The sequence below is a fragment of the Pseudomonas sp. G5(2012) genome (genome assembly GCF_000408945.1).
Classification (GTDB): domain Bacteria; phylum Pseudomonadota; class Gammaproteobacteria; order Pseudomonadales; family Pseudomonadaceae; genus Aquipseudomonas; species Aquipseudomonas umsongensis.
In genome coordinates, this window is sequence record NZ_APIO01000001.1 from 197,807 (window position 1) to 218,460 (window position 20,654).

The following is a 20,654-nucleotide window of genomic DNA, read 5'->3' on the forward strand; positions in this document are numbered from 1 at the left end:
TGCATGAGTAAACCCGGTCAAATGGTGCTAGTGGCACTGCGCAAAATGATTGCCTCGGGCGAGCTGGCGGCGGGCGAGCGGCTGATGGAAATCCCGACGGCGGATCGATTTGGCGTCTCGCGCATGCCGGTGCGCATGGCGTTCCTGACCCTCGAACAGGAAGGCTTGCTGGTTCGCCACGGCGGACGGGGCTATCAGGTGCGCTCGGTGAGTGCCGACGATATCGCCGGTGCCGTGGAAGTGCGAGGGGTGCTGGAGGGGCTGGCCGCACGGCAGAGTGCCGAGCGTGGATTGAGCGAAAAAGCGCAGGCGGCACTGCATGAATGCTTGGTGCAAGGCGATGCATTATTCGACAAAGGCTACGTAACAGAGGAAGACCTAGAGGCGTTTCATGACCTCAACATGCACTTTCATCAGGTGATCGTCGAAAGCAGCGCCAATCCGGCCATCGCCGAAGCCCTGGCGCGCAATGACCATCGCCCCTTCGCTTCGGTATCAGCGCTGGCGTTCGACCGCGAAGACATGGCGCGCGAATACCGTCGCTTCAATTTCGCTCACATGCAACATCACTCGGTGTTCGACGCGCTGGTCAGTCGCCAGGGTGCTCGCGCCGAAGCCATCATGCGCGAACATGCCAATGCGACCCTGCGTTACGCCGAGGTGTTCGGTGCGACCGGCAACAGTAGCGAGCGGATGAAAGTGATATCCCGCGGCGAATGATCGTTTGGTTCAGAGGTCCAGCACCAACAACGCCGATTTGGACCTCGAACAGCAGGGTGTGAACTGATCATTGACCGCTTGCTCCTCTTCGGTAAGAAACAGGTCACGGTGATCAGGCACCCCTTCCAGCACACGGGTCAGACAGGTTCCACAGACACCCTGCTCACAGGAAATCGCGATCTCGACACCGTGGCTCTCCAGTACCTGGACCACCGTCTTGTCGGCTGGAATGTCGAACACCTGACCGCTACTGCCAAGCTTCACCTGGAACACCCCATCGGTACTGGTGTCCACCGGCGCTGCTGCGAAATACTCACGGTGTAATTGTGCTTCACTCCAGCCTTGTATCCTGGCGCTGTCGAGCACATGTTGCATGAAGCCTGAAGGGCCACAGACATACAGGTGCAAGTCCGGTGCCGGACCGGCGAGAACTTTGGCGGCATCCAGGCGCGAATCGGCGACCTCATCAAAATGCAGGTGCACGCGGTCGGCAAAGAGTGCCCCCTTGAGTCGCTCGACAAACGCCGCACGGTCACTGGCGCGCGCACAGTAATGCAGTTCGAAATCGGCGCCACTGTCGGCCAGTTGCTCGGCCATACAGAGAATCGGAGTAATACCGATACCGCCAGCGAACAGCAGGCTGCGCCGCGCTTCACCCACCAGCGGAAAGAGGTTGCGCGGCTCGCTGATGTACAGCCGATCGCCACTGTTGACCTGCTCATGCATGCACTGAGAACCACCGCGCGAGGCGGCGTCCTTGAGCACGCCGATCTGGTAGCGATGGCGCTCTTGCGGGTGATTGCACAGTGAGTACTGGCGGATCAGTCCACCAGGCAAGTGCACGTCGATGTGGGCGCCGGCACTGAAGCCGGGCAGTTCCCCACCGTGTGCACAGGTCAGCTCGTAGCTGCAAATATCCAACGCTTCGTTGTTGCGGGATGTCACGACGACTTCAATCATGTCGCACCTTCAAGATCGGCCACCGCAGTGGCCGCGAAAAATGGGAATGGGAGTAGACCGGGGTATGTTCGAGGGCGCTCGCCGTCATTATTTGACCGAGGTAATCAGCTCGACCGCCGGGGTCCGCTCTCGGGCGATGATGCGTTCCAGCACTCGCCTGGACTGCACGCCACCGGCATCGATATTGAGCTTGAGCAAGTTGCGCTCAGGGTTGGCCAGCAGGTTCTTCTGCTGTTGCTCAAGCATGTCCAGGTCTTCGCTGAAGATCTTTCCCTGGCCCTCACGGATGCTCGCGGTCAGCGCTACGTCATGCGGATTGAAGTTGCGTGCCATACCCCAGAAGTACCAGATCGAGGTATCGGTTTCTGGTGTAATGAAGTCGACAACGATGCTAGCGGCTTTGTGTTGCGGTGCTGCGTTATAACCACCCTTGCCGGCGTGGGCGACCCCCACTTCGATCAATACGTGACTGGGCGGGCTGAAGCGGCAGATCTGCCAACGGTCCACCGGCACGTCGTCAGCCAGGTTGTTACCCCGCAGAGCCATGCGCCAGAACGGCGGCGCCATGATGTTTTCCATTTGCCGCGCGGTGACGACTTCGTCACCCTGAACCGTAGTGACCGGCGCCGCTTCATCGATTTCCTTCTGGCCAATGCTTGAAGCGTGCACGTAGGTTTCGTGAGTGAGGTCCATCAGGTTATCGATCATCAGGCGATAGTCGCAGCCGATATGGAACAGCCCACCGCCATAGGCCCACTCATCGCTGACAGCCCATTCCAGATGATGGATCAGCGCGGGATCGGCCTTGTCCTGCTCCCCGGGCCAGACCCAGATAAAACCGTAACGTTCTTCAACTGCGTACGCCTTGTTGCACGGAAAGCCCCGCACCCGCTGACCCGGCATTTCGACGGTCTTGCCGTCACAGCCCATCACCAGGCCGTGGTAGCCGCAGACCAGGTTGCCGTTCTCGACATACCCAAGCGATAGGGGGGCGCCGCGGTGCGGGCAAAAATCCTCGACGGCAGCAACACGACCTTCATGGCCGCGATAGAAAACGATTTTCTCACCGCATATTTGCCGCCCCAGGGGCTTCTCAGCGATCTCGTCGGGGGTACAGGCGACATACCAGGTGTTCTTCGGATACATGGGGATCTCCAGGCCAGGCTTATTTTTATGGATCCATTTGATCGATTTTAACCCGGAAAAGTCAAGCTTTTTTGCCATTAACAACACTTAATGGATCCACTGTATCTCTTGCAGTGTTTTAAACCTGTGTATTGATCCTATGAAGCAAAACCGCTCCCCCGCTTTTTCCGTCCGACTGAAGACGTTGATCGCGCCTGGATGAAATCGTTGTGGAGTCCGGCGTTGCGCTGGACCGAGGTCACAGAAGAAGGCTTCCAGGGCGGCCCGGTCATTCCTTCGACCTATTAGGGTTCGCCGACGGACATGGAGCAGCTGCAACAGAACATCAACCGGGCGGGCATCGTCGGCAGCCTCGTGGCCAACGACTTCAAGTCGAGCATGCTGATCGTTCCGCTGCTGGACAAGACATTCGCCACCGGTTGTGCGATCAGAATCGGCGAGACCGCTAGAGACGATACTCGGCCTGAAACGCCTGAAAATGCAGACAGGTGTATGCGAGAAAACACATAAACACATTCGAATGTGTTAATGTGTTTTCCTATGTCTTCGCTACCTGGAAATATCATGACCGACTTAAGCTTGTTTGAACCCCTCTCCTTCGCTGGTCTCACGCTGAAAAACCGGATCGCTCTGCCACCTTTGACTCGCTCTCGAAGCACTCAACCCGGAGACATCCCCAATGCTTTAATGAGTGCGTACTACCGACAACGTGCTACCGCGGGGTTCATGATCACCGAAGGCACACAGATTGAACCAAGGGGACAAGGTTACGCTTGGACTCCTGGTATCTACAGCCCGGAACAGGTCGCAGGCTGGCAACAGGTAACCCGCGCTGTTCACGAGGAAGGCGGTATCATTTTTTGCCAACTCTGGCATGTAGGTCGGGTGTCACACACTAGCCTACAGCCCGACGGCCAGGCTCCTGTAGCTCCCTCGGCACTTAAAGCAACCGCCGTAAAGGTCTTTATTGAGACTGGTCCGGAATCTGGCGCATTGGCAGACCCGAGTATGCCCCGAGAGCTGACTACAGCGGAAGTTAGGGAGCTGGTGGAGATGTACCGCGTGGCGGCGGTGAATGCGAAAAAAGCTGGATTCGACGGCGTAGAATTGCACTCTGCAAATGGCTATCTACTAAACCAATTCATCTCAGAGCACACGAACCACCGTACCGATGAATATGGCGGCTCACTGGAAAAACGATTGAGATTCTTGCGAGAAGTGACCGAGGCGGTCATCTCGGTCTTTGGTGCGCAACGCGTAGGTGTTCGTTTCGCCCCGCTGTTTGAAACGACCACTGAGGAACGCGTCTACCTCGGGCTTGTAGAGAGTGACCCGCACGGCACTTACATTCGGGCGGCCTCCATGTTAAATGACTTGGGGGTCGGTTACCTCTCTATCGCTGAGGCTGACTGGGACAATAGCCCTGATTTGCCGGTGTCCTTCCGAGAGGCGCTGCGTGAAACATTCTCCGGGCCCATCATGTACTCCGGCCGCTACACCGAGAAGAAAGCCAAACAAGTACTCGCTGACGGGTATGGAGACCTGTTCGGTTTTGGTCGGACCTTTATTGCCAACCCCGATCTGCCCCGTCGATTCAGGGACGGCTTATCCCTCAATCCGGTCAACCACGCGACTCTTTATGGTGGTGGAGAACAGGGCTACATCGACTATCCGTTCAGCAAGCCATAAAATACCTTGTTCAAAGGCGGGACTACATCCGTCTACCAAGGGTCGAGAGTTGAAATGACGGAGTTGAACGAGGCACTCAAGGTACTTTCCAGCCCAACACGGCGAGCCGTGCTGGGCTGGCTTAAAAACCCGAATAAATCGTTCGACGGTTACACACAGCTATACGATTTTGGTGTGTACGGCGTCTGTGCGAGTCTGATTCAAGATAAGGCCGGGCTCTCCCAACCTGCGACGTCAATATGCTTGAAAGCTTTGCATGATCAAGGGTTTGTGAAGGCCACCAAGGTTGGAAAATGGACGTATTACCAGCGCAACGAGGAGCAGATAATAGCTTCACTGTCCAGCTTGCTTGGGGACATTGAAGTAGACCTTTAAGACTTCTCCGGCCTATGCGAAATTGCACTCCTATTGACCACCCGTTTGCATTCGACCTGACCAGTCAATTGCATTCGTTCTGACCACCAATTGCATCGGGCTTTACCAGCATGCTTCGTGGCAATGACCGGCAGATAACGACCCAGGCCGTGTGAAAACCCCAACCTGAAATTGAAGTGCGCGCTTCTGCGTGAAATCTGAAATTGATTGGCCGATTAGAGCAAAGCCGGATTTTGCGTATAAGCGAGGTTTTCAGCCCTATTTTTGGCAGTCACTGCGTTCACAAACGTTTTCACACAGCCTGGACCCAAAGCGGCCGTTGAGATCTCGCAGAATATCAGCCCAAAGCAGCCAGATCTGTGCGAAGCGGAATAGAGTTCATGACTGTTTTTTAGCTTGCTCGCGTTGAGCGACGCTGGCGAGACACTGCTCAATGAACTGAAGCTCCTGGTCGAGTTCGGCGGCGCGCTTTTGCAGAGCTTTCAACGCTGCTTGATGCTCCTTCTGCACCTCTGCTGGTGCTTTGGCGAGCCCTGCCAACCTCCTCTGGCTTTTCTCGATTTTCTCATTGACTTCGGCAAGGTACTTCTCCCCGGACTCCTTTTTCCTCGCTGAGAAGAGCTGGCACTCCAGAAAGCGGATGGCATCGTAGATTCTCAAGATCTCACCGCTGGTCTTGGAGTGCACGAAGTTCAGGCTGCCCTCGTCGAAGGCGTGATGCTCCTGGTTCTGCCCCCCCCAGTTGACCAGGTCATTCTTGATGAAATTGAAGTACGACAGGTCGTAGTCAATGAAAGGCTCCACCAACGAGAAGGTGTGTTCCAAGCTGACCTGCAGGTACATGCTCTTCTTGAGCTGCGACTTGTTGAAGTTGGCCGTGACTGTGACGCCGTTTTCGATGCAAAACTCAAGCACCATGGATTCGAACCAGATACGGCAATAAAGCAACGCCTGACGGACGTCGAGAACCGACAACGCCAGATAGACTTTCTTCTGGAAGCCACCCGCGTGATCAATCACCACGATGCCCTTATTCGTGTAGCTGAGCACATGGCTGGTGTGCTGATCGCACTGTGGGTGACGGTCAGAGATGATGCAGAATCGCTCCCAGAAGAGGCGGTCATGGGTGGTAACTACCATTTGGATCCGGCGTAGGTAGGCATCGCTGAAGAAGAGATCGATGATGTTCGATCGGTGATCGGTGTCGATGGCATTGACGACGTCGTCGAACACGATGAGCGGGAAATTGTTTTTCTCAGCCATCGCCAGGAGGATGGACAAGCCCAGCGCCCTCAGATGCCCTTCACTGAGCACAGCAAACGCATCAAGCAATGATCCGTCTAGGTTGGTGATCTTGATCCGATAGCTATCAGCCTGCCGGTCGAATCGCAATGAGGCGATCTGCTCATGGTCATCGTCGTGCTGGTTGATAGCTCGATAGTACTCGGCAGCCTTGGCTTCGATCCCGGTGATTCGCGCTTTCTCCAGCTCCAGCTTGTAATCGAGTAAGTTGCGGTACAGCGTTCGGTACTCAGCCTCCAGATCCTTGAGCAACTGGTTGAAGTGGCTGTTGTCGACTGCATCATTGAGCAATGCCGCTTTCTGCTTTATCAGATCTGTCATTTGGTCGTTGGCGACTTTGAACTCGCGTTTCGCCATTTTTTTACCGTCGAACTGCTGCTTCAGCGATTCATCAATTTCTTTCAGCTGCGTCACCCGTGCTTCGAGGCGGGCTGCCTGGGCCTCTGCCTGGCCAACCTCCCGACGCTTGCGCTCGCACGCACGCAAGTAGACCTCCATCTGATCTGCACTCCCCGCGCAAAGCTTCAGGAACGAGTCGAGAACGGACGGCGCCACTTCCGAACGATCGGTAGCGGCATGAAACTTTGCAAGTACTGCCTCCAATTCGCTCATCTTCAGTGGGCAGGGAACGTCGGCGTGCTCATTGCCCTTTACCGAGCTGATTCCCGTGGCGACTCTTGAAGCCCAGAGCGCAATCCGGGCGTCATTTCGCAGCCTAGATTGTTTGAGGGATTCCAGTGCACACAGCGCCTTGATTTGCTCTCGCGCCCTCTCGAACGGGTTCACCACCACCTGATCGAGGGGCGTCAGGCATGCGGGACAGGTTTCCTCAACCTGCAAATGTTCGATAGCCTCCAATGCCTCAAAGACGGCGCGATAATTGACGTCGCTGGCCCTCTGCAGAAATAGCGTTTCGATATCGGCTCTGCGGTGGAGCAAGCGCTGGGCGATGGCACAGATGCGCCTCACCTGCTTCAGCGGGATAGCGAATGGAGCCTTGGCGGCTCGCAGGCGCTCGGCACCACGTATATGCATTTCTATCGTGTCGCGCAGTCGCAAGACCTTTGGGCGAACATCGAAGTCTTGGTCGGCCCTTAGCCCCAGCAGCCTACAACTCTCGGAGATCGATTTTTGAAGGTCTGCCCTGTGCTTACGCCGCAGCTGGCCCAGGCTGACTCGGGTGCGTTCCAAGGCCTCCAGTGCTCCGGCTTGATCGGCACGCATAAAGGCTTTTAGCGAGAAGCTTTCAGGCCGGACGAATCGAGAAATGACCTCCTGGAGCTCCTCCAAGCCAAACAAAGTGGCCAGGACATCACTCTCGGCACTGCCAGTATCCTTGGAGCCCAAGAGCGAAAATTCTTGAAGACGGTTGCGGTCGATGAAACAGCCCGACCAACTGATGCTTCGATTGATTGGGAGCTTATCTGTTCCCATCAGCATTAGCTTGGGCTTGATCTCTCCCCGTGCGATGTACTGATTGACTTTGGTCTTGCGCCTGGCCGCTTCTTTGATATCGCCAGTGGTGCCGATCTCCAGCGCCTCGCACAACGATGATTTGCCGCCGCCGTTGGGTGCGTAGAAGATGTTCTTCAGCTTGTTGAAGCGAATGAAAGTGCCTGTGTCGTCAGGGCCGAACTCTCCGAAGCCTCGGAAGTTTTTCACGCGAAGGTAGTCTAAAGTGCCGAGACCGGACGGCGGTATTCGATCCAGCTCCGGCTTGCTGTCGAGCACCTTTTTGAAGCGTGCGGCGATGCGCTGGTAGTTGCGACCCAGCAACTGGTCAGCTGCCGTTGTGATGTGGGCTTTGATGTGGTCGGAATAGCGGCCCTTGCCCTGGTTGGCCTGATACATACACCAGAGCAACACAAGGTATGCGTCAGTACGCCCTTCAAGATTCTGTCTTGCAAAACTCAAAAGGTACTGACTCATTACGCCTCCTCCGTGATGCGCATGATCGTAGTCGGACTGGAATCAGAAAGCCATTACCCCCAAGCCAAGTGTCGAGGCCCTTTGCAATTGTTGCGCTCTGCCGATCTGAACCTGGTACCTCACTTGATTCAGCTCTGCTTCTGCATGCCGAAGCTCGTTCCGGCCACGTCCCATCAAGACCAAGTTGACGGCGACCTGCTAGAGGGAACGGGGCGGAATCTGTGCTGCACTATGCAGGTACCTGCTGAGGAGCCATAAAGACTGGGCGTCTGAGTTTACACACAGGCGATTGTCCGCTTCGGGTCCAGGCTGTGTGAAAACGTTTGTGAACGCAGTGACTGCCAAAAATAGGGCTGAAAACTTCGCTTATACGCAAAATCCGGCCTTGCTAATCGGCCAATCAATTTCAGATTTCACGCAGAAGCGCGCACTTCAATTTCAGGCTGGGGTTTTCACACGGCCTGGGTCGTTTTCTGCCTATCGCGGATGGTCCGGTTTGGGTCGGCCGATAGCGCCCGGCCGGGAGGACAATGACGTTTCACGTAGCTTTCTGAAGGTAGCGAAGAATAGCAATCGAGAGAAGAAAAGCGATTGTTGTTAACCACTTTTTTGAGTTGTTAACCTTAGTGGTTTACAGATCAAAAAAGCGGTTTATGTATCGATTGAAAATTCGTGAACGACAAAATTTCGTAGCCTGATGCTTAACGTGTCCAGTCCCCGAAGGGAGCATCGGCCTCAATGTAGCGCACCGCCGACTGTACATCGCGCCAACCGACATACTCCATCAACGCCTTGCTGCTCCACTGGTTGCGACTGGCCCAGGTGGCAAAGCCGCGGCGCAGCGAATGCGCGGTGTAATCCTCGCCAGCCACACCGCTGCGCAGAAACGCCAAGCGCAAAATGCGCGAGATGCTGTTCGGGTTAACCGGCTCCTCCGCTAAATGACCCCAGCGATCGATGGCGCGAAACACCGGTCCTCGAGTTATGCCGCTGACTGCCAGCCAGTGCTGATAGGCATCCACCGGGCAGAGCCGCTTCAGCGCCGGGAGTACCAAGGTACGACCGCGGTGGTCGCGATCGGTCTTGCTACTGGCGAGGAAGATGTCCAACGCTTGCCCTTCGCGCACCTGAATATGCTCGACACGCAGCCGGCAGAGTTCGTCGCCCCGCAGCGCACGCCAAAAGCCCATCAGCAGCAACGTCTGATCCCGCGCTGCACGTAAGCGTAGCGCCAACTGATCGTTAACCAGTTGCCCGGCCAGCCCCTCGATGCAAGCCTCCAATCGCTGTAACTGCAGCGCTTCCGCCTGCTTGATCGGTTGTGGATGCAGCGCCTGAATGCCGCGCAGGACATCCCGCACCCGCGACGCTTTGGTTGGGTCGGCGAAGCCGTGCTGCTGATGCCACTGCGCCAACGCCGCCAGGTGCGTGCGCAAGGTGTTACTGGATAACTGGGCACCATAAGCCGCCAAGTAGCGCACGATGCTTTCACTGGAGGCCGGTAGCAACCCGCTCCACTCCCCTTCGAAGTGTTCAACGGCTTGCGCATAGCGGCGCTGCGTGCTGTCGCGGCGCGCCGCTTGCAGATATCGCTCGGCTGAATCGCTCATCCCAACTCCCGCGTACTGCCATTTCGGGGTACGACGTGGAAAATGGCTTATCACGTTCGAGAAATCCTGATTCTCAAACGTCAGCTCATCCGAATCTGTTCACAATTTTGCGTAGCGTGTTAGGTGTAAACACATACCCTGTAAAACAGTACGAAAAAATCTGGGACGGCTCCCGTTTGGAGTGATTTGTATGGCCCGTGCAGGCATCAACAAGGCCCTAGTGCAGGACGCGTGTGACGCCCTCCGTGCACGCGGTGTGCACCCGAGCATCGACGCCGTCCGTGTCGAACTGGGTAACACCGGCTCCAAAAGCACCATTCAACGCTATCTGAAAGAACTCGCAGCACGCGAACCCACTGCTCGTGCGGTTAGCTTGAGTGACGAACTGCTTGCGTACATCAGCAGTCTAGCCGAGCGCTTGACTGAGCACTCCTTGGCGGCCGTGGCAGACGACCGGGCACGCCTGCAACGCCAACAGGACGGCTTCGTTCGCCAACGCGCCGCCGAACAGGCGCGCCTGGAAGAGATACAGTTGGCGCATACCATGGCACTTACCGAACGCCGTGAAGGGTTGGAGCGCGAACGAGCATTGAACGAACGACTGCATGAGGCCGAAGGCGAGCGTCAACGCCTGCGCGAGGCCGGTCACAGTATGGACCGGCTCCTGGAAGAGCGTGCCGCGCAGATTCTGTCCCTCGAAGACAAACATCGACATGCCCGTTCCGCCCTCGAACACTACCGCCAACAACAAGTCGTACAACGCGAACAGGAGTTGCGTCAGCATGAGACTCAACTGCAACAGTTGCAGCAGGAACGCCGCGCCTTGCAGAGTCAATTGCTTGCCAAACAGGAGGAAGCCGGTCAGATGTATCGCGACCTGGAACGTATGAGCGGCGAACAGCGGCAACAAACCCGGGCCTGCGAGCACGAACTACAGCAGCTACGGTTACGTCTTCAAGTGTGCGTGACGAGCCAACAAACGGACCAGCAGCAAATCCAAGCCTTGTTGGCGGAAAGAGCGGCATTACACGAAAAAGCGAAACGCTATTTGCTCATGCGTCGACAGGATGCCAAAAATTTTCGTGTTCTATCCCAGCAAATCCAGGCGCTGCAAATACAATTAGCTCAATAGTGCGAAAGCGCGCGCCCGCCTAAAAGCATTCCGTGGTAACTGGAAACACAGCCCCCTTTCGCGTATTGAGCTTCACAAAAACCAACGTTAAGTGCCCTGAAGGGTAGCCGCTTTCGGAACAAATCAGACGCCAGCGAATCGCCGCCCTTGTTAAGAGCTAATTCTGCTTCATCTGCAACATTCCTCTCACGTACACATCTAGTGATTTACACCGATTGGTTAATCCACTGCCGATTGCTGCCTTTCGCCACCGACAACACTGGTAGTTCCCTATCGAGGATCATTACGATCCTTTGGGCCAATTTCGATACATTCGGTAGGACTGATAGATTTCAAATTTCTGCTTAAGTCAAATGCAAACGCGTACTCAATTAGGACACAATTTTGCAACCGTATTCAGCTCGATGGCTTCGTGCAGCGGGACAGTACCAAGGCAAACAAAGCTACTGCAGTCAGCACGTAAGTTGAAGTACGCGTAGCAAGAGAAAATGCAAGAATGATAAATTGTTTGAAACTAGAATTTTTAGATATTTTTTATCAAATGACCTGTTAATTCCGGTTGCAAATTCTAGAGAACTGACTTTATGCGCAATTATGCGAAAATTCATAATTTTCTCGAGATATGTCTGATCTACGAAAAACTAGGTGTAAGGACACTGGGCAAAACAGGGTAGAAGCAACCACCTCACAATAGGCCACGCCTATGATGGTTTTCTGCTGGTCATGGTTACAAGGCGTGGTCGCCAAATCTGGCCCTGCAGACAGTTCAGAACCGGGGAGAAGTTGAAACACACGACATGCCTGAATGTGAGGTTCCATCAAGGCGCCCTCGTCGCCCTCCCCCACTTTTTACCCGCCGCTACAATCCACCAACGGCAAAGCCACAGTCCTACCGCTAAAAAACCATGTCAACCTGCTTCACTGCAGGAACAACTGCGTTAACGGAGAAAACCGTGTGCTACAAAAATCACACCCTTTTCGACGACTGTACCTGCCGATGATCTCAAGAAAACTGAAATTACCGTATCAAATGAAATAAGCTTCCAGTATCACAGCTGAGTTTTCACATCGATAGCTGACTACCTTTCTCATGATTACAGCCTGTAATTACAGGTCACGTAACACAGTACGAAACGTAGGAGGACTCCATGGCTCGCGGCGGCATAAACAAAGCGCTGGTGTTGAAAGCGCGTACGGCCCTCGTCGCCCGCGGTAAACGGCCGAGTATCGATGCGGTGAGAATTGAATTGGGCAATACCGGTTCGAAAACCACTATTTCCCGTTATTTGAAAGAGATCGCCATGGTGCCCGCGGCCTCGAGCCTGACGGTCCAGGAACGCCTGCGTGCACCGATTCTCGAGCTGGTCGAGCAGTTGGTCGATGAGCTCAAAGAGGAAGCCGATGCGACCATTAAAAGCAGCCTCGAAGATCTATCACTGAAAAAGGACCAACTGCAAACCAACCTCATTGCCGAACATTCCGCTCTAGAATTGAGTGAATCACGGCGTGCAGCAGCGGAGGCGTCCCTGACGGAACTCCAGGCGAATCTACAGCGAATTGAAGAAAAATTGATAAAAGCCGTAACTCGCGAGTTCGAGCTGGCAGGCAAAGTGAAGGAGCAAGCTGCCCAATTGATCGAGAAAGACGCACAGATTGTCTCCTTACATCAGACCCATGAACAGACGCGCCACTCGCTTGAGCTGTTCCATGAAGCCAGCAAATCACAACGGGATCAACTGTTTAGCACACACGAGCAGCAGCTAAAGCATCTCAATGCTGAGCTGCATGGTTTGCATTTGGAACGACTCACCAAGCAGGATGAACTCATCCGCTTGAACCGAGATAACGAGCGATTGCTGCAAGAGCAACAATCGCTGTTAAAAACTTCTCAGCATCAGGAAAAGCAACTTCGCCGCGTACAAGAACAGCACCAAGTGCTGCACATTGCTTATCAACAACTGATGCAAGCCGAAGCATGTGCCACAGCGGATCTGGCGGCGACACACCAGACATTGCTTGACGCTACAGACGCTGGTGAGAGTGCCCACACCGAAAACCAGATACTGGAGGTACGCGTGCATCGGTTTAATCAACCAATTGAGAAGGCACCGGCGGATGCCCAACCTTCACTACAAAAGGAGGGTGACGTCGAAGAGCGTGGTAGAGACGACGCAAGTTAGCATAATGAAAAATGGAGCGGTGTTCATCGACGGCAGTCGACAAACTAATGATCAAACTGTGCCTTTTATAAGGACTGAGATTCTGCACCAACCGGGAAAAAGTGGCCGCACTCTGGTCGGAGGTTACCAAGTGCAACTGACGAGCTATACCAATCCATTTCCCCCATAAGGCAATGAGCGCGTCGAGTTCCGCGTAGGATTCAGGCCAGCCTTCATTCCACCAATGGCCTGAATGGTCGACTTCGATCGTATCGTTAATCAAGTCGAGCAGCTCATGACTCACGTAACCTAATGGGGTCAAATGACATGCTACGGCTAGGAGGGTCGGTAAAAATCGACAGCATTGCACTCGGAGTCGATTATCGTGGTTATCTTCACTGCGTATCACCATCAGTACGATGGCGAGGTCCACGTCAACAGCGCCACTCGGCACTTGCTTGAAGAGACTTGCGCCGTCCTCGAAGCGTTGGCGACCGTCGTCGATCAAGTCAAACAATACCGTCCATGCGGAATTTTGGGGCGACAAGGCCTCGTACAGCGGGTGGTCAATCCAATGAGCCGACCCCGGGCAGAGTTGTCGGAACTGTTGCCGCCGTGCGTGAGCGGGCATTGCACCCTTCAGATAGATCCCGAACGTCTTATCCGGCAGTGAATACCTGGGAAGGCCGGTGACGCTTTCGTACCACCGCGTTAAAGCCCCGGCCTTGTGAAGGATATGCATCAGGTCAGCGAGTGCATGAGCAATAAGCTTGCCACGAAAGTGTTGACACATTGATTTTTTGGGTCTGGCCAATTTCGCTCACATAGATATCGATCTATTTAACTCACTCTACGCTTTACCGAAAAAACAGTATGTACCATGAGAGTTTTTCAATAATTATCCGCCCCCGCCTTTTCCATTCCCAAAGAAGCCCAAACTAGAGCCTTCTACCAGCAATGCCTTGCAGAGTTTTAAGGGGTTATTTTTTTCAATCTGCTCGGTGTACCGTGAATTGTCCAGATCTTGCTGGCACCGAACATGAAGGCTGGCTCATGAAAACCTCTATTAAAATAAATTTTTTATGTCCAAATACTCTATTAATTTGGTTGTCATCCGCCGCTCTCCAACTCATCTGCATTTTTGGTAAAACTACAATTTTGCAGCTCGTCCTCCCCCGCACCCGCGTAGTTCGCGTGAATGGATGTGATTAATGTTAAATCGAGCGTGGTCACCAGAGGCCGGGGGACCGGTTCGAAGCTTCAGTCGATCGCACTTCGGAAAACATATTGTGCTTTTTCCATCACAAAAAAATAACAAACAAATCATTTGTGAAAGTCGACTCGAAGCTGATTACTGTGTTTGCTTAGAGTTTGATAGAAACGTCAAAAGCTACTTTCAGCAGCCTGTAACTGCCCAGCTAGGGACGGGAAGAAAAAAAACCTATTACACACCCGACTTTTTCATAAGAACTTACGACCATTTTGATTATTTCGCAGAGGTGAAACACTCCTTTAGCCACTGTTTACCGGCGTACTTAGAGACCTTACAACGCTTTGAAAAACTAGCCATCACATTAAAATATGACTTCTACCGGATAGAGGGTTCAAAAATCCAACAAAGACCTATGAGTGACACAATGCAAACATTGTACTTACGATCACTGCACACCACCCCTCTAGAGTACGCCTACCTAATTAACGAAATCAGTAACAAAACTACACTAACGTTGAGAGAACTGCTTAATCAAACAGGAGCCCCCTCAATGAGGGCAATAGCCAAAGCGGTACTGCAAGGAAAAATCTGGATTGACTTGAATAAACCAATAAACCTTAAAACCACATTATGGTTTGGAAGTTACCATGAAAATTAATTCGACCATCAGCCCCGGATCCCAATACACTTTATACGAAGAAATATATGAAGTAACTTCTGTTGACACTGATCAAATTACACTTCGTTCGCTTCAAAACAAACATCCCGTATTTCTCACCCATGATATCTTTCAAACACTGCAAGCAAAGGGAGTTTTACTCCTTCACCAACTCGCACCTATCGACAAATCGCTCGCCTCCATTATTACCAACTTGACCACACTTCAATCAAAGGCAGCACTGAGAAAAATTCACTATGTTCGAGGTTTAAAAAAAAATTTCAAGGTGCACTGCCCTACGCCAAAACAATGGTTGAGCTGAAATTACTGGCCGTTAGTTATGGTGATACTAAACCACCTTGTTACACCAGTGCCTACAACTGGTTCCGTCAATTTCGAGAGTCCAATTTTAACCCAATGGTTTTAGTCAAAAAGCCCAGCACTCGACCACGGGGAAAGCAACTGTGCAAAGCCACCCATATCATCATTCGAGATCACATCAACACTCTTTATCTACAAAGAACTCACCCCAACATAAAATCATTGCACGCGTTCATAAAAGCCTTCATCGAAAATGAAAACAAAGCGCGAATGGCTTATACCAGCAACGCAATAGATATTCCCTCTTTGAGTACTGTCCATCGCACAATCAAAAACCTAAATGGGTATCTTTTAGACTTCCATCACCATGGCCGCGAATACGCTGCCAAAACCCATAAATTTGGTGTTAAGCAAGCCCCTCTCCACACCTTGTTAGCCCTTGTAGAGGGCGACTCGCACTTGGTTGACCTAGAGCTAATTGATCAAAACGGAAACAACCTAGGTCGCCCTTGGCTGTTCGTTCTGATCGAACTAATGACTCGCTGTATCATCGGTTGGGAACTGTCCTTTACCCCGCCATGCGCTGCAAAGGTACTCCGCGCTTTTCGAATGGCACTAGAGGTATCCATAGACGGTCGACCTGGTGGCCGAATGGAAGAACTGGTATTAGATAATGGTATGGAAACCGCTAACCATACCTTTCAAAACATTGCAGATTTATTAGGCTTTAAGATCACCTATGGTCCACCAGGTTGTCCCAATGTGAAAGCCCATGTGGAGCGCTTTTTCGGTACCCTCAACACCAGCCTAATTCATTCCATTCCGGGGACCACATTTTCAAATCCCGTACAGCGAGGTGATTATAATTCGGAAAAAAACGCGTGCCTGACCATCGAGCAACTGAATGAGCAATTTTCAAACTGGGTTCAAAATGTCTACCATGAATCTTACCACAGTGGCATAAACCAGTCCCCCCGTATGGCATGGACGGCGGCCCTTGCGATGCAACTCCCACCAGAACGCTATTCCAAAGATGACGTGAATGCGCTCTGTCGAAGCCTCACTTATAGAAAGCTCGCTAACGGCCGAGTTCGCTTTTCAAAAATCAGTTGGACAGGACCCGCACTTGCCGAAATTGCACATCATCTAAGATCTAATCAGAAAGCGCTTGTTTATTATGATATTTCCGATCTATCGACAGTGTGGGTTGCTCACCCTGATCGCCCAACAGAGCTATTTGAAGCTTTCGCCACTGAGCCGGGATATCAAAATCATCTCAGTTTATTTGAACACGAACTGGTCCTCGCGCAACTAAAAGAGCAACACATTGCGTTCAATGAAAGCACCGCGCGACAGACTCTTACAGAAATTCACCGCGAGATACAGCAAATTAGCGAAGAAAGGAAATTGATATCCACTTCAAAAAAATCACAATCGAGCAAGGCTATAAAAAAAACTGCCGTCCAAAAACAGACTATTCAGAACACGCATAACTCATTGACTCCGCCCCTCTCCAACAGAATAGAAGTATCAACGGATACCTTGGAGTTCACGGACGACTCGGAAAACCCATCTACTTATACCGTAATAAATTTAAGGGACGTCCGCCATGAATGACGTAATCGAAGAGAAACTAAAGGCTTTTGCAAGCACCACCATTTTACATCCCGCGTATGAAAAATCGATTAAAAAAATACTGCACAGCATCTACGTTTCCAATATACGCGGCGAGGCAAGCAGCACGATACTCTTGGGTGACCCTGGCACCGGAAAAACCACGTTGTGCGAGCACCTAGTCAACATCATCGGTACACCTATTAGCGTTAGTGACGAACATGGTGAATACCTAAATATTCCAGCTTTGTTTTGCTCAATTCCAGCTGATTGCGCATCGAAGCGTTTAGCCATGGAAATATTGAAAGGACTATGTTCCACAGATGGCGTTCACAGAAACACAGTGCTCGTACACAGAATTTTAACCCGATTAACAACATGTAAAACAAAAGTAATAATACTCGATGAACTCCAACATCTCTTGTCAAAAGGCGCGGAAAAAACCCTGGAGAATCTGTGTAACTGGGTTAAGGACTTAATCAATACATCTCATCTTCCCATTATTTTAGTGGGCACACCAAATTGTGAACGGATAGTCGACGCGCACCCTCAATTAGCGCGTCGATATCCATTTCGAGCACGACTTAAAAACTTAGAGTTAAACTCTGAATTCCAGACAGTCTTAACCGTGTTAATAGGAGAGATGATTAGGATCGGAGAATTGCAAGCGGAAATTTTCATTACCGACAAAGCGACTACAAAAATCTTTTATGCTTTCAGCGGGGGAAACTTCGGTGCGCTTTGCGTATTGTTGCGTGAAATCTTCCAGTGTGCCCTAGAAAGATCGAAAAATACCTTAACCCGAGACGATTGCGTTGCCGGCCTCGACGGACTGGACTTACCTCCTTTCCTCCCCCTACCAGGGAATGCATTCACATTACCTCCACAGGTAATAAACAACTTACTAAGCAGGCACTCACCATGAAATCCCTATGCTTCGTGGCCAGACCTAATTTTGAAGAAAACCCTGGTAGCATTCTCATGAGAACCGCCTCTCTCAATGGATACTCCTCCGTTTCCAGAATGGCCCGCGAACTAACCATTGCCTATTTTGATAGCTCACTGAGTTTGACTAACCCTGACGGTGCATTATACGCACTGCTTTGCAATGAGTGCCCTGACCTTGCTTCCGAATTGAAAGCAAGCGCCTACACCTTACTAAATAAACTCGCTAGGTACGAGGGGAAAGTCTTGATTTCAGGATTGGTGTTGCCATGGACTGCACTTAGACAAAAGCAAGTTTATTGCCCCAAATGCCTTAAAGAGCGCCAGATGAAATTTATTCAGGATATCGATGGGGTCCACGCATGCCCTTATCATGGCACTGAGTACTTGTCAGTGTGCCCAGCTTGTGAACGTAGATTTAAATGGCAACAGGTGGAGGACGGTCATTGCTTATGTGGATTTGATTTTCGAGAATCACCTTGCACACAAAGCGAAGACCTAACAGGACTTAAACTGCTTAATATTTTCCGCACTCGAGATCAATCGACACTCAATCGTACATATGCCGCACTAAAATGCCTGCGGTACCGATATCTGACGAGCTCCCGGCGTTCTATTGTTCTCAACATGGCGCTACGCATTGGGGCGCAAGATGAACAGTTTTTTTACGACGTACTCAGCCAAGATTTGGAAAATCATAAACAATTACCCCAAAAGGCAATTACGATCCCTTGGCTCTTGTCTGACGACAAGTGGATAATAGCCATAACAAAAAAATTCAATGCTGAAAACACTTGGGAACGTACGATTTGCACAACACCAAACTGCTGTGCAGGATTTGGGCTTTCAGCCAACGAATTTTATCACATTACGTCCGCATATAAAGGCACACTTACTATTGCCGTAAACACTGGAAAAATAAAAATACAACAGCTCGGCATATTCTTCTACTATATTTCCGGGCAGATGTGCAAGATCATAACACCCTACATCAACAGATCGGAGTACATTTCGATCCGTAAAAACTTCGAAAGAAGAAAATACTACTCCATGCGCGAAATAGAAAAAGCTCTGCACATCTCAATTAAAACTGCGAACCAACTAACAAATTTAGGATTTTTTGGACAAGTTATTTCAACTCGCCCTCGCTGGCTGTTCGTCAAGCGTACCGCGGTGGAAAAATTTAACAAAAAATATATAAGCGGGACTGCACTCGCTTCGTCCTTGCACATTACATCGTTCACTCTTCACAACATATTAGCGGCGCTAGAAATTAAGCACATAGAGCTGCCACCACCCCCTCACTCTGACCCTCATCCGCATACCAGGCTTTACTTAAGATCCTCAATTACAAAAATAAAAAAACTATTAACCATGAAAACAACAACCACCCCTTACATCCACCCAATACCCCAATCTTTAGCTCCAACGATAGCCACGGAATTAAATCTACCTATACCGACAACTAAGCACCTTCTTAATAATCCAAAATACTTTATTCGAGACATTAACATGATCTTGAATCTTGACTCAGCGAAACAGACGCGCGCACTAGTGACTGAATTAAAAATTTGGCGAAAAAATCACTTCACAAGACAAGAGTCCGCCGAACTTGCACACATAAGCTATTCAGACTTCAATCTGAGATTCGGGAAAAGTCAATCAATTCAATCCACCAAGGTCCACAGCGAATATTTTTTCAATCGAAAAGCATTGAAAGCTATAATACTCGAGACAAAGAACTACATCACTCGACGCCAAGTGCTAAATCTCGCAAACCTTTCTGCTTCAATGCTAAGAAGATTAGTCAGACTTGGAATTATTCGCTGCCGCGTACCCACTAACAAGAACAGTGCTAGAGCAATTTCACTCTACTGCACCGCTGACATTCTTGCATATATAGAAAACCCTTATCGCACGAATACCAGCCTGACCCCGCTCACCCCGATTACCCGCACCACTCCCACACACAATTGAATGCCCCTCAGAACGCCTAGCAGTTAATTCACAAACCAACTCCCAAACGACAAAAAATAGTTGCTATCACTCCGACTTCAGGAATTCGCGTTCGCTATTGAATTTTTTCCAGAGCAGTAAGGTTTTGAACCTTCATCACACGCAACGAAAAATATTTCAAAATCAGCTGCACAATCGTCACTTATTTTTAGTATCTGGCGACATTAAAATTCACATCAATTGATTTATGTGTAAGCCGCACACTATAAGTGGTTACTACAATTTAATTTTTAATGAAACTTTACGTGCAAATGGCCAGGCTGGCTCGGGCGAATGACCCTTGGAAGGCTCGACAGCAAGGGGCCATCGCCGCCTGACGCGGCGAAATATCTGCTGGGGTCCGTGGTACCGACGTAGATCGGTACCAAAGGCCCAAGGATCAATCCTGTGCCGTTCCTCCACGCGGCGGCCGTTGGCTTGCGATGAGGCAAGCACTAATCGCCTGCTCAGACAAGCCTTAAAATCAGTGTCCGCTCACCTGGTACGTCGGGGACAACTTCCCCGTCGGCGATCATCAAGTACGCCGCCCCTGCCATCAGGGCGACCAGTGCTCCTCGACTGCCCACAAAGGTTTGTCCTGCTGCAGAGATTTCACTGCCTTGATGTAAGCCTCATAGGTCGATTGCGAGAAGATCACCCAGGAGTCCCCCAAGGCTTGGGCGTCAAGAAGGTTCTTTCTAAATTCTGCATATCCGTCTTGGCCTGCAACTTTATTGCTGAAGGCGCTTAAGCCCCTGAGCAGTTTTCTGTCCATTGGCGGATGCAGACGCTGAACCCGTTCGTCATTGTGGTATCCGCCGCAGACCAGTTTCGACTTGAGGTAGACGTTGACCATTTTCCATCCTAGCAAAATTATCCAGATAAT

At 51.3% G+C, this 20,654-nt stretch carries 15 protein-coding genes and 1 pseudogene; 11 read left to right on the plus strand and 5 right to left on the minus strand.

Features of this window, described 5'->3' with window-relative positions; translation table 11 throughout:
• Window positions 1–3 precede the first annotated feature (3 nt).
• Entirely contained in the window at window positions 4–720 is a 717-nt protein-coding gene (locus tag PG5_RS00910) for a GntR family transcriptional regulator (RefSeq protein ID WP_020795208.1), read from the plus strand.
• A gap of 9 nt (window positions 721–729) precedes the next feature.
• Here the strand turns inward: PG5_RS00910 and PG5_RS00915 are convergent, their stop codons facing one another.
• Entirely contained in the window at window positions 730–1,680 is a 951-nt protein-coding gene (locus PG5_RS00915) for a PDR/VanB family oxidoreductase (protein WP_020795209.1), read from the minus strand.
• Between the two features lie 87 nt (window positions 1,681–1,767).
• Window positions 1,768–2,826 (minus strand): aromatic ring-hydroxylating dioxygenase subunit alpha, encoded by a 1,059-nt coding sequence (locus PG5_RS00920; RefSeq protein ID WP_042955117.1) that lies wholly within the window; start codon window positions 2,824–2,826, stop codon window positions 1,768–1,770.
• Between the two features lie 174 nt (window positions 2,827–3,000).
• On the opposite strand from PG5_RS00920, the pseudogene PG5_RS33065 reads away from it, so the two are divergent.
• From PG5_RS33065 to PG5_RS00935, 3 genes and pseudogenes are all read left to right on the plus strand, one after another.
• Window positions 3,001–3,246, plus strand: a pseudogene (locus PG5_RS33065) (hypothetical protein); the annotation flags it as partial.
• Window positions 3,247–3,390: 144 nt separating this feature from the next.
• Window positions 3,391–4,515: an alkene reductase gene (locus PG5_RS00930; RefSeq protein WP_020795212.1), complete on the plus strand. Its 1,125-nt coding sequence runs from the start codon at window positions 3,391–3,393 to the stop codon at window positions 4,513–4,515.
• A gap of 54 nt (window positions 4,516–4,569) precedes the next feature.
• Entirely contained in the window at window positions 4,570–4,890 is a 321-nt protein-coding gene (locus PG5_RS00935; RefSeq protein WP_042955119.1) for a helix-turn-helix transcriptional regulator, read from the plus strand.
• 378 nt (window positions 4,891–5,268) lie between these two features.
• On the opposite strand, the gene PG5_RS00940 is transcribed toward PG5_RS00935, so the two are convergent.
• Both PG5_RS00940 and PG5_RS00945 read right to left on the minus strand, forming a co-directional pair.
• Window positions 5,269–8,121 carry an AAA family ATPase gene (locus PG5_RS00940; protein WP_020795214.1) on the minus strand — a complete coding sequence of 951 codons (2,853 nt, stop codon included), beginning with the start codon at window positions 8,119–8,121 and terminating at the stop codon, window positions 5,269–5,271.
• A 701-nt stretch (window positions 8,122–8,822) separates the two neighbouring features.
• Window positions 8,823–9,731, minus strand: coding sequence for a site-specific integrase (locus PG5_RS00945; protein ID WP_020795215.1), 909 nt, complete (start codon window positions 9,729–9,731; stop codon window positions 8,823–8,825).
• A 190-nt stretch (window positions 9,732–9,921) separates the two neighbouring features.
• On the opposite strand from PG5_RS00945, the gene PG5_RS00950 reads away from it, so the two are divergent.
• The 7 genes from PG5_RS00950 (at window position 9,922) to PG5_RS34075 (ending at window position 19,750) form a co-directional block, all read left to right on the plus strand.
• Window positions 9,922–10,863, plus strand: coding sequence for a DNA-binding protein (locus PG5_RS00950; RefSeq protein ID WP_020795216.1), 942 nt, complete (start codon window positions 9,922–9,924; stop codon window positions 10,861–10,863).
• Window positions 10,864–12,011: 1,148 nt separating this feature from the next.
• The gene (locus tag PG5_RS00955; protein ID WP_020795217.1) at window positions 12,012–13,043 is read left to right on the plus strand and encodes a DNA-binding protein; all 1,032 of its coding nucleotides are present in this window, start codon (window positions 12,012–12,014) and stop codon (window positions 13,041–13,043) included.
• A gap of 1,190 nt (window positions 13,044–14,233) precedes the next feature.
• Window positions 14,234–14,893 (plus strand): hypothetical protein, encoded by a 660-nt coding sequence (locus PG5_RS34065; protein ID WP_155943685.1) that lies wholly within the window; start codon window positions 14,234–14,236, stop codon window positions 14,891–14,893.
• The gene (locus PG5_RS34070) at window positions 14,883–15,215 is read left to right on the plus strand and encodes a hypothetical protein (protein WP_155943686.1); all 333 of its coding nucleotides are present in this window, start codon (window positions 14,883–14,885) and stop codon (window positions 15,213–15,215) included. The genes PG5_RS34065 and PG5_RS34070 overlap by 11 nt, the downstream gene beginning before the upstream one ends.
• Entirely contained in the window at window positions 15,203–16,831 is a 1,629-nt protein-coding gene (locus tag PG5_RS00960; protein WP_020795218.1) for a DDE-type integrase/transposase/recombinase, read from the plus strand. The genes PG5_RS34070 and PG5_RS00960 overlap by 13 nt, the downstream gene beginning before the upstream one ends.
• The gene (locus PG5_RS33070) at window positions 16,824–17,753 is read left to right on the plus strand and encodes a TniB family NTP-binding protein (protein WP_081648120.1); all 930 of its coding nucleotides are present in this window, start codon (window positions 16,824–16,826) and stop codon (window positions 17,751–17,753) included. Before PG5_RS00960 ends, PG5_RS33070 begins: the two co-directional genes overlap by 8 nt.
• On the plus strand, window positions 17,750–19,750 hold the full coding sequence (locus tag PG5_RS34075) for a hypothetical protein (protein WP_155943687.1): 2,001 nt from the start codon (window positions 17,750–17,752) through the stop codon (window positions 19,748–19,750). The genes PG5_RS33070 and PG5_RS34075 overlap by 4 nt, the downstream gene beginning before the upstream one ends.
• Window positions 19,751–20,324: 574 nt before the next feature.
• Here PG5_RS34075 and PG5_RS00965 read toward each other — a convergent pair.
• Entirely contained in the window at window positions 20,325–20,624 is a 300-nt protein-coding gene (locus PG5_RS00965; protein ID WP_020795220.1) for a hypothetical protein, read from the minus strand.
• Window positions 20,625–20,654 lie beyond the last annotated feature (30 nt).